Source organism: Duganella sp. Leaf61 (assembly GCF_001421905.1).
Taxonomy (GTDB): Bacteria; Pseudomonadota; Gammaproteobacteria; order Burkholderiales; family Burkholderiaceae_D; genus Rugamonas; species Rugamonas zoogloeoides.
The window spans coordinates 37316-51755 of sequence record NZ_LMLM01000029.1; the positions used below are offsets into that span (position 1 = coordinate 37316).

Annotated in this window: 11 protein-coding genes; 6 read left to right on the top strand and 5 right to left on the bottom strand. The window is 65.8% G+C overall.

Translation table 11 applies throughout. The features are described 5' to 3' along the window. Nucleotides 1-208: 208 nt before the first annotated feature. Nucleotides 209-1570: an enolase C-terminal domain-like protein gene (locus tag ASF04_RS18325; protein ID WP_056144854.1), complete on the bottom strand. Its 1362-nt coding sequence runs from the start codon at nucleotides 1568-1570 to the stop codon at nucleotides 209-211. A 218-nt stretch (nucleotides 1571-1788) separates the two neighbouring features. On the opposite strand from ASF04_RS18325, the gene ASF04_RS18330 reads away from it, so the two are divergent. From ASF04_RS18330 to ASF04_RS18340, 3 genes are all read left to right on the top strand, one after another. After that, nucleotides 1789-2523: a GntR family transcriptional regulator gene (locus ASF04_RS18330; RefSeq protein WP_056144856.1), complete on the top strand. Its 735-nt coding sequence runs from the start codon at nucleotides 1789-1791 to the stop codon at nucleotides 2521-2523. A 93-nt stretch (nucleotides 2524-2616) separates the two neighbouring features. Next, a complete protein-coding gene (locus tag ASF04_RS18335; RefSeq protein ID WP_056144859.1) occupies nucleotides 2617-2922 on the top strand; it encodes a hypothetical protein in 306 nt (101 codons plus the stop codon). Beyond that, a complete protein-coding gene (locus ASF04_RS18340; protein ID WP_056144862.1) occupies nucleotides 2885-5311 on the top strand; it encodes a sensor histidine kinase in 2427 nt (808 codons plus the stop codon). Before ASF04_RS18335 ends, ASF04_RS18340 begins: the two co-directional genes overlap by 38 nt. Here ASF04_RS18340 and hmgA read toward each other — a convergent pair. After that, a complete protein-coding gene (hmgA, locus tag ASF04_RS18345; protein WP_373922147.1) occupies nucleotides 5306-6607 on the bottom strand; it encodes a homogentisate 1,2-dioxygenase in 1302 nt (433 codons plus the stop codon). The two genes, ASF04_RS18340 and hmgA, sit on opposite strands and share 6 nt — an antisense overlap. A gap of 139 nt (nucleotides 6608-6746) precedes the next feature. Here hmgA and ASF04_RS18350 point away from each other — a divergent pair, with 139 nt between their 5' ends. Beyond that, nucleotides 6747-7652, top strand: a complete 906-nt coding sequence (locus tag ASF04_RS18350; RefSeq protein WP_056144868.1) for a LysR family transcriptional regulator — start codon at nucleotides 6747-6749, stop codon at nucleotides 7650-7652. 6 nt (nucleotides 7653-7658) lie between these two features. On the opposite strand, the gene ASF04_RS18355 is transcribed toward ASF04_RS18350, so the two are convergent. After that, nucleotides 7659-8843: an ABC transporter substrate-binding protein gene (locus tag ASF04_RS18355; protein WP_056144869.1), complete on the bottom strand. Its 1185-nt coding sequence runs from the start codon at nucleotides 8841-8843 to the stop codon at nucleotides 7659-7661. Nucleotides 8844-9139: 296 nt separating this feature from the next. On the opposite strand from ASF04_RS18355, the gene ASF04_RS18360 reads away from it, so the two are divergent. Both ASF04_RS18360 and ASF04_RS18365 read left to right on the top strand, forming a co-directional pair. Continuing rightward, on the top strand, nucleotides 9140-9547 hold the full coding sequence (locus ASF04_RS18360) for a hypothetical protein (protein ID WP_056144872.1): 408 nt from the start codon (nucleotides 9140-9142) through the stop codon (nucleotides 9545-9547). Between the two features lie 182 nt (nucleotides 9548-9729). After that, on the top strand, nucleotides 9730-11883 hold the full coding sequence (locus ASF04_RS18365; protein WP_229205110.1) for an ATP-binding protein: 2154 nt from the start codon (nucleotides 9730-9732) through the stop codon (nucleotides 11881-11883). Between the two features lie 10 nt (nucleotides 11884-11893). Here the strand turns inward: ASF04_RS18365 and ASF04_RS18370 are convergent, their stop codons facing one another. Continuing rightward, the gene (locus ASF04_RS18370) at nucleotides 11894-12229 is read right to left on the bottom strand and encodes a hypothetical protein (RefSeq protein WP_156368700.1); all 336 of its coding nucleotides are present in this window, start codon (nucleotides 12227-12229) and stop codon (nucleotides 11894-11896) included. 74 nt (nucleotides 12230-12303) lie between these two features. Continuing rightward, nucleotides 12304-14151, bottom strand: coding sequence for a rhamnogalacturonan lyase (locus ASF04_RS18375; protein ID WP_056144882.1), 1848 nt, complete (start codon nucleotides 14149-14151; stop codon nucleotides 12304-12306). Nucleotides 14152-14440 lie beyond the last annotated feature (289 nt).

The window sequence follows — 14440 nt, forward strand, 5'->3', positions numbered from 1 at the left end:
CTGCCGCAATTCGACTCGATCCCGGTATTTTTCGAGCTCTCTGCAGATGGGGTTGCTACAGGGCGCACCATCGATGGCAACGCATGGGAGGAGTCGACGCCGGAAGTCCTGGTCAAGGTACTGACCCCTTTTTTTCAGCAGGCATGATTCCGTCCATGTCGGCGACGTCCGCGGTGAGGAAAGCCCGAAGGCATCCACGGTGTGAACATCAGCGTTTGAAGCTAGGCTGCTTCGGATCGTAAGTCCAGCCCGGCACGAGGTAACGCATGGCGGCGGCATCGTCGCGGGCGCCGCCGGCTACGCGCTTGTACAGTTCGTGGGCGGCGTGAATCCGTTCCATGTCGGGCGTGATGCCCAGGCCCGGCCGGCCCGGCACCGTCACCTGGCCGCCGACGATTTGCAGCGGTTCTTGCGTGAGCCGTTCCTGGCCTTCCTGCCAGATCCAGTGGGTGTCGATGGCCGTGATTTTGCCGGGCGCGGCGGCGGCCACGTGGGTGAACATCGCCAGCGACACGTCGAAATGGTTGTTCGAGTGCGAACCCCAGGTCAGGCCCCATTCGTGGCACAGCTGCGCCAGCCGTACCGAACCCTGCATGGTCCAGAAGTGCGGATCGGCCAGCGGAATGTCCACTGCACCCAGCAGGTGCGAATGGGCCATCTGGCGCCAATCGGTCGCGACCATGTTGGTGGCGGTCGCAATGCCGGTGGCGCGCTTGAACTCAGCCATGATCTCGCGGCCCGAGTAACCGTTTTCGGGACCGCACGGGTCCTCCGCGTAGGCCAGCACGTGGCCCTGGCCGCAGCAGGCGGCAATCGCCTGCTCCAGCGACCAGGCGCCGTTGGGGTCGAGCGTGGCGCGGGCGTCGGGGAAGCGCGCTTTGATCGCCGCTACCGCCGCAATTTCTTCTTCCGGGCGCATCACGCCGCCCTTCAGTTTGAAATCGCGGAAGCCATAGCGCTCCACGCTGGCCGATGCCAGGTCGGCAATCGCTTCCGGTGTCAGCGCCTCCTGGTGGCGCAGGCCGTACCAGCCTTGCTGGCCGTCACCGGACAGGTAGGGCAGGTCGGTGCGCTGGCGGTCGCCGATGTAGAACAGGTAGGCGAGCATCGGCACGTGGGTGCGCTGCTGGCCAACGCCGAGCAGTTCGCATACGGGCACACCGAGGTGCTGGCCCAGCAGGTCGAGCAGGCCGGCTTCCACCGCCGTCACCACGTTTTCCAGGCGCAGGTTGATTTCATGCGGCTGCTTCATGACCGCCTGTTCGCCGGCATTGGTGATCTGGTGGTTGTCCTTGCCGGCAATCGCGGCGCGCATGGTATTCAGGGTGCGGTTGTAGCGGCCGACCTCGGTGCCGACCACGAGCGGCACGGCTTTTTCCAGCGCGCGCAGGATGCCGGCCGAGCCGGGCACTTCGCCCATGCCGGTGTGGCCCGAACTGTCCTTGAGCAAGACCAGGATGCGGGTGAACCAGGGCGCATGGGCGCCGCACAGGTTCAGCAACATGCTGTCGTAGCCGGCAACAGGGATAACTTGCATTTCGGTAATAACCGGGGTTTTTGATTGACGCATATGAGTTTTAATCCAAGAAAGTTGAGCTGGGATCCTAGGTAACGGAGTCGAGTGTAACGCATGTTTTGCCGCGCACGCCATCGAAATTTGAAGGTTTCAACATGCAATGTTGTTTCGCCACCGCACGCCGCAATCGGCAATCGCCTAGCCGCGCGGGGCCTGTGCCCGGGGCGCCATGCTAGAATCGGCGCCTCCGCGACCAACTTTGACGCCCCACAATGAGTTTAGAAAGCCTGACCGCTTCGTTCCGCCTCGACCGTTCGCGCAGCGCCGCTTCCCAGGTCTATGAACATTTGCGCGAGGCCATCGTCACGCTTGCGCTGGAACCGGGCACGTCGCTGTCGCGCACCCAGGTAGCGGAAGCGCTCGACCTGTCGCCGATGCCGGTGCGCGATGCATTGTCGCGGCTGGAAAAAGAAGGGTTGGTGGAAATTTTCCCGCAGCATTTGACGCGCGTGCGCGCCATCGACCTCGACTCGGCGCGCCAGGCCCACGTGCTGCGGTTGTCGGTCGAACTGGAAATTGTGCACGGGCTGGCCAGCACCCGCAGTGCCGACATCGACAAACTATTGATGGGCGCCGTGATCAAGCAGCGCGCGTGCCTGCAGGCAGACGATATCGGCGGATTCATCCTGTTCGACCAGGAATTCCACAAGACCATGTACCACGCTGCCCAGCTGATGAGCGTGTGGCACATGATCCGGGGCGCCAGCGGCAACCTCGACCGCTTGCGGCGGCTGCACGTGCCCGTCAACGGCAAGGCCCAGACCGTGCTGGAAGAACACACCGGCATCGCGCAAGCGATCGCCGCCGGCGACCCGGCCGGCGCCCAGCAGTGGGTACGGCGCCACCTGTCCGGCACCTTGACCGAACTGGACAGCTTGCGCGAACGGTATCCCGACTACATCTTGCCAATGGCGGATTTCACGGATCGCGCCCCGGTGAATGCATAGCCAACCGTTGTATTCCCAATCACCTCCGCCTAAAGGCATACCGCCAAAACCGGCTGTCGAATTAGAATCAATCCTTTGCTCCCAAGGATAGTCATGCGCGGATATTGCTGGAAGCTGTTGGCCGGACTGGCGCTGCTCTGGTCGTGGCATGTTGCTTACGCCCTCAATCCTGACATCCGCCTGGAAGACCTCAATCGCACCAGCTGGACCCAGAAAGATGGCGTGCCGTCCGACATCCAGTGCATGGCGCAAACCCGCGACGGCTGGCTGTGGCTCGGCACCCCCGATGGCTTGTACCGGTTCGACGGTGTCACCTTCGAACGCTATCCGCTCAAGCTGAACCAGGTGCTAGTACGACCGGGTGTGGGCATCGACCCGCCATGCCCTGTACCGCTATGACCGCGAAGCGAAGAAACTGCTGCGGGTGGAGGGGCCGGGCATGGGCGGTCGGCTGCTGCAGTCGCCCGATGGCCGCTTGTGGGCCGTCGATGACAGCCGCAACTTGCGCCCGGTGCCGATGCCCGCGCCGGGGCAGCAGATGCCGCGGTCGCCGGACTTCAACCAGTCGGAATCGCGCGAAGTGGCCCAGTTCGACCGAGATGGCAATTTATGGATGCTGCTGTGCCCGCAGGGCGTTTGCCGCGTGGCCCGTGCCGGCAGCCTGCCCAACCGGCCGATCAATCCCGCACAACAGGCCACGGATCGCCTGGACCAGGCCTGGCAATTGACGGACGTTGCCACCAGCGGCATGCTGGAAGACCGCGAAGGCAATCTCTGGGTGTCCACCCGGTCGGGGCTCGACCGCTTCCGCGAAAACAAGCTGATCCCTGCCAGGATTGCGGGCGCCAGCGGCGAGCTCAGCGTGACGCGTGACGATGACGGCAAGCTGTGGTTGGCCGACTGGGCCACGCGCGGCATCTGGACCATCGGCGCCGATGGCGTGGCCGTGCGCGATCCGCACCGCAGCGGCATTTCGCTGGCCCGCGACCGCGACGGCGCCGTGCTGATCGCCGGCACGCGCAACATCGAACGGATTTACCAGGGAAAATCGAGCAACATTGCGCTGCCAGCGCCCGGCGGCAAGCCGGTCGATCTCACCGTGCTGGGCGTGCTCGACGACGGCAACACGCTGTGGATGGCGGCCTTGCAGACCAGCCTGATGGGCCTGAAAGACGGCCGCTGGCTGTCGCGCGGCGAGTTCAACCTGCCGCAGCGCATCTATATGTCGGCGGCCGGCGGTCCGGGCCAGCTCTGGCTCAGCCACAACGACGGCGGCCTGACCTTGTACGACAACGGAAAATCGACCCGGTACGACATCGCTGCGGTCGGGCTGGAGACCGGTATTTTTCCGGGGCAGCAACTGGTGGTGGGCGGCGAGCGCGGCATCGTCGTCATGCGCGACAACCGCTTCGTGCAGCTGGGTCCGCTCAATGCGGAGGCGCTGCGCATGGTCAGTGGCATGGCCGTCACGCCCGATGGCGACCGCTGGCTGAACGGCGCCCGGGGCCTGGTGCATATCCGGCGCAGCGACTGGGAAAACTCGATGCGCCAGCCATCGATCCCGCTGGTGTACGAACTGATCGATGCGCTCGAAGGCTATCCGGGGCGCGCTGCCGTGGGCAACCGGCAAACCTCGATCTATAACATGGGCAACGGCGTGTTGTGGCTGCGCGCTACCGGCGGCCTGGTGCGGCTCGATACCAAGGCGTTGCGCGCCAATACCGTCAAGCCCATCGTGCAACTGCTGCGCGTGAATACCGACCAGGGCGCCTACCCGGCGGCGGCCGTGCTGCGCCTGCCGCCCGACTCGCACAATTTCAATATCCAGTACACCGCTCCCGGCTTGCGCAAGCCGGAAGGCATGCAGTTCCAGTACGAGCTCGACGGCGTGGACCAGCAGTGGGAGGATGCCGGCACCCGCCGCGCCGCCTACTACACCAACGTGGGACCGGGCCGCTACAACTTCAGCGTGCGCGCGGCCAACGAAGACGGCATGGCCAGCGATGTCGTGGCCTCGATGCAGATCGAGATCGCGCCCACGGTCGTGCAAACCTGGTGGTTCCAGCTGCTGTGCGTGGCTTTGGCGCTGCTGGCGCTGTATGGCGCCTGGCGATACCGCCTGCAAAAAGCCACGGCCGCCATCGCCAGCCAGTTGCAGGTGCGCATGGACGAGCGCGAACGCATCGCCCGCACCCTGCACGACACCTTCCTGCAAAGCGTGCAGGCGCTGGTGCTGCGCGTGTACTCGGTACTGACCAAGCTGCCGGAAGGCAGCGAGCCGCGTACCCGGCTCGAAGCGATCCTCGACGAGGCCGACCGCGCCATCGAGGAAGGCCGCGACCAGGTCCAGCAATTGCGCAGCGGGCTCGATCTCGAACAGCAACTGCGCCAATGCGGCGCCAGCCTTGCCGTCGTGCACGAGGCGACCGGGTTCGAACTGATGATCGATGGCACGGCGCGGGCGCTGTCGCCACCGGTGCAGGAAGAGCTGTGCGCCATCGCCCAGGAAGCGCTGCGCAACGCCTTCCAGCACGCGCATGCCAGCAAGGTGACCGCGCGCATCGGCTATGGCGACGACGCCCTGGTGCTGACCGTGGACGACAACGGCCGCGGCCTCGACGAGGCGGAAGTCCGCGAGCGTCTCAAGGACCGCCATTTCGGCCTGGTGGGCATGCGCGAGCGTGCGCGCCGGGTGGGCGCCGCGCTCGAGATCGGCGGCGCCGCCGGCCAGGGCACCGTGGTCGAACTGAAAGTGCCGGCGCGGCTGGTATATGCGGAAGCGTTATAAGTTCGCGCGCACTGGATCGAAGCGCTTGCGCATGCCCATCCAGCACTGCGCGTAGTCGGGTTGCAGCTGGGGCGACGCCAGCGCCTGGGCGGTGGGGTGGATCACGTGGCGCGTCTCGAACATGAAGGCCATGGTGTCATCGACCTTGTGCGGCACGCTGGTGTCGCTGGCGCTGGCTTTTTCGAACGTTGGCGCGTCCGGGCCGTGGCCGCTCATGCAGTTGTGCAGGCTGGCGCCGCCGGGACGAAAGCCGGTGGACTTGGCGTCGTACTGGCCGTGGATCAGTCCCATGAACTCGCTGGCCACGTTGCGGTGGAACCAGGGTGGACGGAACGTGTCCTCGGCTACCAGCCAGCGCGGCGGGAAGATCACGAAGTCGAGGTTGTCCACGCCGGGCGTGTCGCTTGGCGACTGCAGGACCAGGAAAATCGACGGATCGGGATGGTCGTGGCTGATCGAACCGATGGTGTTGAAATGGCGCAGGTCGTATTTGTACGGCGCGTAGTTGCCATGCCAGGCCACCACGTCGAGCGGCGAATGACCGATGGCGGCGCGCCAGAGGTTGCCGCAGAACTTGGCCACCAGTTCAAAGTTGCCTTCGATATCCTCGTAGTGCGCGCAAGGCGTCAGGAAGTCGCGCGGATTGGCCAGGCCGTTCGAGCCGATCGGCCCCAGGTCGGGCAGGCGCAGCAGGGCGCCGAAATTCTCGCAAATATAGCCGCGCGCCGCGCCATCCGGCAGCAGCACCTGGAAGCGGATGCCGCGCGGGATCACGGCAATCTCCTGCGGCGCGATGTCCAGCACACCCAGCTCGGTGCGCAGCAGCAGCCGGCCTTGCTGCGGCACGATCAGCAGTTCGCCGTCGGCCGAGTAGAAATAGCGGCCAGCCATATCGCGGTTGGCGGCGTACAGGTGGATCGAGCAGCCCGATTGCGACGCGGCCGAACCATTGCCCGCCATGGTCACCCAGCCGTCGATGAAGTCGGTGGGCTGCTCCGGCATTGGCAGCGGATCCCAGCGCAGCTGGTTCGGCGGCGTCTCCTCGAGGCCGAAGTCGGCCACGATGCGGCCGTTGTCGAGGCGCTGGAATGGCTGGTGCATGGCGGCGGGGCGGATGCGGTACAACCACGAGCGCCGGTTGTGGCTGCGCGGCGCCGTGAAAGCGGTGCCCGATACCTGTTCGGCATACAGCCCGTAGGCGGCATTCTGCGGCGAGTTGCGGTGCGCGGGCAGCGCGCCGGGCAGGGCCTCGGTGGCGAATTCGTTGCCGAAGCCGGATTGGTAGGTGGCGGTCATGGCGGTCTCCGTGATCATGTTTTTTGCACCACTGTAAAACGTTGAGCAGGGTTTTACGAGGTAAATGAATAAATAGAGACTATTTATGATGTAAATAATGGTAGCCTGTGGCCGAGCCCTTACTACCCCGGAACCGCACATGATCGACATCCGCAATATCGACCTCAACTTGCTGGTGGTCTTCCACGAGGTGTACCGCGAGCGGCAGATTTCGCTGGCCGCCAGGCGCCTGCACCTGACGCAATCGGCGGTCAGCAATGCGCTGGGGCGGCTGCGGCGCACGTTCGATGACGAACTGTTCGTGCGCACCGCGCAGGGCATGCAGCCGACGCCGTTTGCCGAACAACTGGCCGATCCGGTAGCCGGCGCCCTGGCCAGCATCTCTGAAGCAGTGAACGCGCCGCAGGCGTTCGACGCCGCCGCCAGCGCGCGCCACTTCCGCCTGGCCATGACCGACGTGGGCGAGGTGTATTTCATGCCGGTGCTGATCGAGCTGCTGCGCCGGCGCGCGCCCCAGGTCCAGGTCAGTACCGTGCGCGCCGGCGCCATCGACCTCAAGACCGAGATGGAGGCGGGCAGGGTGGACCTGGCCATCGGCGCTTTTGATGACGTGTCGGCATCGCTGTACCAGCGGCGGCTGTTCGAGCAGGAGTACGTGACCATGTTCCGCCAGGGCCACGCGCTGGCCCGTGGCACGCCCACGCTCAAACGCTTCCTGGCGGCCGAGCACCTGGTGGTGGCATCGTCCGAAAGTCCGTACGACCGCATCAACGCGCTGCTGGAAGAGGCCGGCGTGCGCGCGGCCACCACGTTCCAGGTACCGCACTTTACGGCCGTGCCCTACATCGTCGGCAGCACCGACCTGGTGGTGACGGTGCCGGAGAAGCTGGCGCAGCGCGCGGCCGCGCCATTCCAGCTCGCGTACGTGCGACCGCCGCTGGCGCTGCCAACCTTGCAGACCCGGCTGTTCTGGCACCGGCGCTACAGCCAGGATGCGGGCAGCCAGTGGCTGCGCAACCTGGTGGCGCAGACGTTTGCGGAATAGTCCTGGTTAGCGTAGCTTCCCGCGCGCCGCCTCGATCCGCCGCAACGTCTGATCGATATCATGGGGCGGCTCGAGGAAGCGGCGCAGGTTGTCGTAGGTGGGCGCCACCAGGTCGGCCCTCGCATCGCGGTCGAAGAAGTAGGTGTGGCCGGCCGCCCGGCGCCAGACGGCGGCGGTGGCCTCGCCCAGCAGCACGGCCGGTGACGTGGCGCCTGCCTGCGGCGCCAGGGTCTGGTCGGCCTCGGCGATGCGGCGCAGCGCGTCGCCTTCGGCCAGGAACGCCAGGAAGCGATTGCGCGCCTTGGGATGGCGGCCGCGCGCCGGCAGTACCAGCACATCGAGCGGCGCTTCCTCATAGACGGGCTGGCCGGGCCGCATCACGGGGAACGGAAAGAATCCCATGTCGGGCGCGATGGCGTTGGGAAAGCGGGCCGCGATGAAGCTGCCGGCCAGCATCATCCCCACGTGGTTGCGGTACATATAGGGCAGCACCCGTTCATGCTCCTGGTCGATGGTGGGCGCAAAGAAGTAATCGCTGCGCAGCAGGCCGCCCCAGGTATCGAATACCTGCCTGACCCGGGCATCGGTAAAAGCGATGTCGCCGCGCAGCAGCTTGCGGTGAAACGCCGCGCCGTTCATGCGCAGGTTCAGGTAGTCGAACCAGGCGGCCGCAGGCCAGGCGCTGCGTGCGCCCAGGCCCAGCGGCGTCACGCGCGCCGCTTTCAGGCGCGCGCACACTTGCAGGAATTCGTCCCAGGTGGCGGGCGCTTGCAGGCCCAGTTGCTGGAACAGTGACTTGCGGTAAATAAAACCCCACACGTAGTAATACAGCGGAAAGCCGTACACATGGCCCTCGATGCGGGTGCCGTCCAGCGTGCCGGGCAAGAATTTTTTGGTTTCCAGGAGCGCCAGCATGCCGGCGTCGAGCGGCACCAGCAGCTCGTGGCCGGCGGCATCGCGCAGGCGTTCGCCCGCGTACCAGAACGCCAGGTCGGCATGGCCCTCCCTGAGCCGGGCGGTGAAGTTGCGCTTGTACTGCTCTTGCGGGAAGCCGTTGTTGACGACTTCGATGTCGGGATTGGCGGTGGCAAACTGATCGATGATGCTGAGCCAGGCGCTGCGCTGGGGACTGTTGGAAATGACATAGTCGATCACCAGTTGCTCGGCGGCGCATGGCGGGCAGAGCAGCATAAACACGGCCCATAACCATCCCCTGGCATGCCGGCGGCGCAGACGAATGAATATGCTGGGCATCGATGTCATTACAGTGGTCGGTTTGGATCCAGTTGGCAGGATACGCTGATAATGTCTCAGAGCCATTTTAATTGTGCAAGTTTTAAATCTTTATGTGGACACCTGCTGGCAATGGACGACATGGCTGCTTGCCCCACTCCTACTCGCCCCTACGCGTCCGTCCTACGCAAACCGGCCTCGGGCAGGAGCACAATCTCCCTGCATGTGAGAGATCATCTACAAGGAGTATCGACATGAACCTGACCACACCAACCACCATGGGCGAACTGCGCCGCCTGATTGCCGAAGCGGACGACCTTGCTGGCGCGCACGTATTGTGGATCGATACCGGCGGAGAAGTGCACCTGTCCGCCAATGACGGCAACTGTGACGACGGCGCCGTGCGGCTGCGCTTTGCGCCGTTCGAGGCCGGCGCCGGCATGGTCGGTCCCTTGGCCGCGCACGACGACCGCCTGATCGGCAAGATGTATTTCAGTATCTTGCACCACTGGCTGCACGCCGGCGATGCGCCACCGGGACCGCTGGACGCCGAACTCGATGACTTCGAGCGCGAGGGCGGCTGGGATATGTCCGGCAAGACCGGCGCACATGTGATGAACATGGCGCCACGTCACGGCGCGTTCGTTGCAAGGTGCCATTAATGCCGGTGCTTGCTGGCGTCGGTAACTAGCGGATGGCGCACCGCGCCAAGGGACGATTCGGAGCAGAGGTGCAACAACAGTTATCTTAAGTTAAACTGCTGCACCGACTTTCGATCCTTGTGCTCCCTGATTCCATGCTTCCTCGTTCCCGGCGTACCTGGCCCCTGCGGCACCTGTTGATCATGCTCACCGCGATCGGACTGCTGCCGCTGGCGCTGCTCGGTGCGTGGAGCATCCACAACGCCAGCGAATACCAGCAGCGCGAACAAAAACGCTTGATGCTGGACCTGGCGCGGGCCCTGTCCAGCGCCGCCGATGCCGAGCTCGACAGCGCAGTGGCCATTCTGACCGGCCTGGGACGGGCGCCGGAATTGCAGGACGGTGACTTGCGCGCATTCCACGAGGTGGCCCGGGCGCTGGTCAGAACCCAGCCGGAATGGCTGGGCGTGATCCTCACCGACCAGGCCGGCAAGCCGCTGCTGCGCACCATGACGGAATTCGGCGTACCTCCAGCACCGATTGCCGATCCCGACAGCCTGCGCGAAGCGCTTACCACGCGCCAGCCGGTGGTGGGCCGTATTGCCCGTGGCCAGCGCGGCCAGCCGGCGTTCCCGGTGCGGGTGCCGGTGATCACCGCGTCCGGCAAACTGTATATCCTGACTGCCGTGATCCGGCCCGACCGCATGGTGCGCCTGCTCGACCGCCAACAGGCGCTGGGCGGCGCGGTGACGGCAATTCGCGACAGCAGCCAGGCGGTGGTGGCGCGCTCGCGCAACCAGGATGGCAGCGTGGGCGGCCCGCCCAGCGACTCTCTGATCGAACTGATGGCGCAGCACGGCGCAGAAGGCGTGGGCTCGGCCCGCACCACCGAGGGCCGCGACATGGTCACCGCCTATACCACCTTGTCGCACTTTAACTGGCTCGCGGTCGTGGGCCGGCCCGCCGAACAATTGACCGCCGCCTCCATGCAGGGACTGGGCATGTATGGCGCCGGCATTGCCGTGTCGCTGCTGGTGGCGATGGCGCTGGCATCGCTGCTGGCGGCGCGGCTGGTCGATACCATCCGCGCCTTGCAGCAGAACGCCGCCGCGCTTGGCTCGGGCGCTGCGCTCACGCCGTCGCCATCGTCGATCACCGAGGTCGAACAGATCAGCCGGGCGTTGGCGCTGGCCGACGCCCAGCGCAATACCCGCGAGCATGAGCGCAAGCTGCTGCTCGACTCGCTCAACCAGGCCCTCACCAGCCACCAGGCGGCGCTGGCCGATGCGCGCCAGGCCGGCCGTGCCAAGGATGAATTCCTGGCCGTGCTGGGCCACGAGCTGCGCAATCCCCTGAGTCCCATCGTCACGTCGCTCGATTTGCTCGACCTGCGCAACGACACGGCCAGCCGGCGCGAACGCGGCGTGATGCGGCGCCAGGTCAACCACCTGCGGCGCCTGGTGGACGACCTGCTCGACGTCTCGCGCATCATTTCCGGCAAGCTGCAGATCGACGTGCGTCCGCTCAACCTGGCCGACGTGGTGCGCCACGCGGTGGCGGCAGTGGCTGACCAGCCGGTGTCGTCCAGCCTGCCGCAGTCGGTGTGGGTGCAGGGCGACGACAGCCGCCTGACCCAGGTAATGAACAACCTGCTGTCGAATGCCGCGCGCTTCGGCAGCACCGCCACGCACGTCACGCTGACCGCCGACGCGGCCGAGGGCATCGCCCGGCTGGTGGTCAGCGACGACGGCATCGGCATGAATACCGAGCTGCTGGCCCGCGTGTTCGAACCGTTCCAGCAGGCGCCGCAATCGCTGGCGCGCCGTACCGGCGGCCTCGGTCTCGGCCTGGCGATCGTGCGCAAGATCGTGGAACTGCATGGCGGCCAGGTCACGGCCAGCAGCGCCGGCCTGGGCGAGGGCAGCCGTTTCGAGGTGGTGCTGCCGCTGGCGGCGGCGCCCGAAGCCGTGGCGCCTGGCGGCACTGACGCGGCGCAGGCGGCATTGCATGTGCTGCTGGTGGACGACAACGTCGATGCCGCCAACGCCGGCGCCGAACTGCTGACCCTGATGGGCCACACCGTGCGCACGGCCCACAGCGGTGCGGCAGCGCTGGCGGCCGTGCGCGAGCACATGCCGCAGGTGGCCATTCTCGACATCGGCCTGCCCGACATGGACGGCTACGCGCTGGCCGGGGCGATCCGGGCCGAAGCCGGCGGCAGGGCGGTGCGGCTGGTGGCGCTGACCGGCTACGGCCAGAAGGAAGACGTGGAGCGCGCGTATGCGGCCAGTTTCGACCTGCACCTGACCAAGCCGGCGTCGCTCGAGGATTTGCAGTTGGCGACAGCGACCGTGTAGCAGAGCAAACCTACGGTTGCCGTGGCGCGGCCGATCCCGGTGCTTGCGGCGTGGCTGGCGCGGGTTGAGTGTAGATGGTGATCGGTGCGCCAGGTGCCGGCGGTACTTTTGGTGTGGCGTTGTTGAGCACGAAGGTGATGATGGTGATACCGGCCACGCCGAGGCCGATGCCCATGCCGACGATCCAGCGGATGGTTTCGTTGGCGCTGCGGTGGACTTCGGCCCGCAACTCCGCCAGGTCGGCCTTGGTAGCCATATCTTCAAGGCGCGCCTCGATCCGAGCCAGCCGTTCTCCGGTAACGGCAGCAAATTCCTCCAGCTTGACGACGCGAGGTTCGATGTCCATCCAGCCATCGTAGAACGCAGGCTTGCGATCGTCAAGCAACCTCAAGCCTGCAAAACACGCGTTGGATCAAACGCTTACTGCGCCGTCACCTGCACCGGTTCCTGCGGGAACGAGGTCGCGCCATGGCCCAGGTAAAAGCTCGGGTTTGGCGGCTGGTTGTAGCCGGCGTTCTGGCCCGCCACCTGGCTGCGGTACTGCGGGTTGTGCATCAGCGTGGTGATGCGGGTGGTGGTCGGAATCGTGGTGCTGAACACCAGCAGCGCGGTATTGCTGCTGTTGCGCACCACGATTTCCTCGCGCCAATCGCCGAACAGGTCGGCGGTCAGCACCGGCGTGGCCTTGGTGCCGTTGTTGGTGGCACCGCCATAAGCGCCGAGGTCGAGCAGGTTGTTCATGCTGGACGTGGCCGGATTCCACTTCTGCACGATGGTGCTGCCCAGCGGCTCGCGCAGCAAGTCGCCATCCCACCACACGCCGAAGTTCATCGAGCCGGGCGCGCTGGTGCTCAGCTGTGTACCGGTGACGGTGTGCAGGCCGCCCCGGCTGGCCCAGCATTCGGCGCCGGCGTGATTCGGGTCGATGTCGAAGCACACGCCGCGACCGACGTCGGTGTTCGAGCCGCTGGCGCCCCAGATCAGCGCGCCGGTGGCGGCGTCGTGCAGGCCGGAACCGTTGGCGCCATAGCTGCTCGGGCTTTCGTGGACCATGTAGATTTGCTGGCCGCTGCGGTTCGGGTCGAATTTGCCGAAGTGCAGGGCGTCGCCGTGGCCCAAGCCGGTGGTGTACAGCAGCTGGCCGTTGCTGCCGATGGTGGCCGCGCCATACACGATGTCGTCCTTGCCGTCGCCATCGGCGTCGCCGGTGGCAAACCAGTGCGCGCCCTGGCCGCGCGCCGCGCTGCCGGCCACGTCGGTATCAAACACCCAGCGGCTGGTCAGGTTGCCGTTGCGCCAGTCCCACGCCGCGATCACCGCGCGCGTGTAGTAACCGCGCGAAAACACCGCGCTCGGACGGGCGCCGTCGAGGTTGGCCACGCCGCCGAGGAAGCGGTCCACCCGGTTGCCGTAGTTGTCGCCCCAGCTCGACACCGTGCCGCGCGCCGGCAGGTAATTGACGGTTTTCATGGCGGCGCCAGTCTGGCCGTTGAACACGGTGAGGAATTCCGGCCCGGTCAGGATGTAGCCGGCGCTGGAGCGGTAGTCGGCGGTGGCCGAACCGATGGTCGTGCCCTGACCATCGACGGTGCCGTCGGCCGTTTTCGCCATCACCTCGGCCTTGCCGTCGCCGTCGAAATCGTAGGCCAGGAACGTGGTGTAGTGGGCGCCGGCGCGGATGTTCTTGCCCAGGTTGATGCGCCACAGCAGGGTGCCGTCGAGTTTATATGCGTCGAGGTACGTGTTGCCGGTGTAGCCGGACTGCGAATTGTCCTTGGCATTGGTCGGCTGCCACTTGACGACGATCTCGTAGGTGCCGTCGCCATCGAGATCGGCGGGCGCGCCGTCGTTGAGTTCATACGTGTAGGCCACGCCGTCGGGTGTGGTGCCGCCGGCCGGCGCCTGCACCGGGATCGATTTGTAGGGCTGGCTCCAGGTGGCGCCGGCGCTGAACTGCGAGCTGGCCTGTTCCACGCCGCCCACCACCGCACGCACCGCGTACTGGTTGCCGGCGTTGCCGACGCTGTCGCTGTAATTGAGCGCATTCAACGGCGTGGCAGTGATCTTGATGCCGTCGCGATAGACATTGAAGGTGGTGCCGGCAGCGTCGGTGGCCAGCTGGCGCCAGCTGACGAACACGCCGTTGCCCGAAGTGACGGCCACGGCGCCGCGATTGAGTCGTTCGATCTGCTTGTTCGCTGCCGTGGCCGTGCCGGCCGCAAGCGTGGCGATCAGGATGGATACCGCTGAGGCGATGCGTACATTCATGGGTTTGTCTCCATTGGATATGGTTATGGGCCCGTCGCGCGGGCCTGCCTACGTTACCTCAGTAAAAATGCAAGTTACCGCTGCAAACCGGGCAGGAGCGTAATAGTCAACTTGTCGAGCAATGTTGTTGTTTTCGGTAGCGCAACCATGAAAACCGTTGTGACCGGCTGAGGCTTGCGTTACATTTCGGAAATGAAAAGGCGCGGCTTGACGATGGCGGTTTCCCTGGTGTGGAGCGCCGCTTCCGTGCTGCCGGTGCTGGCGGCACTGGCAGCACCAACCGCCGTGG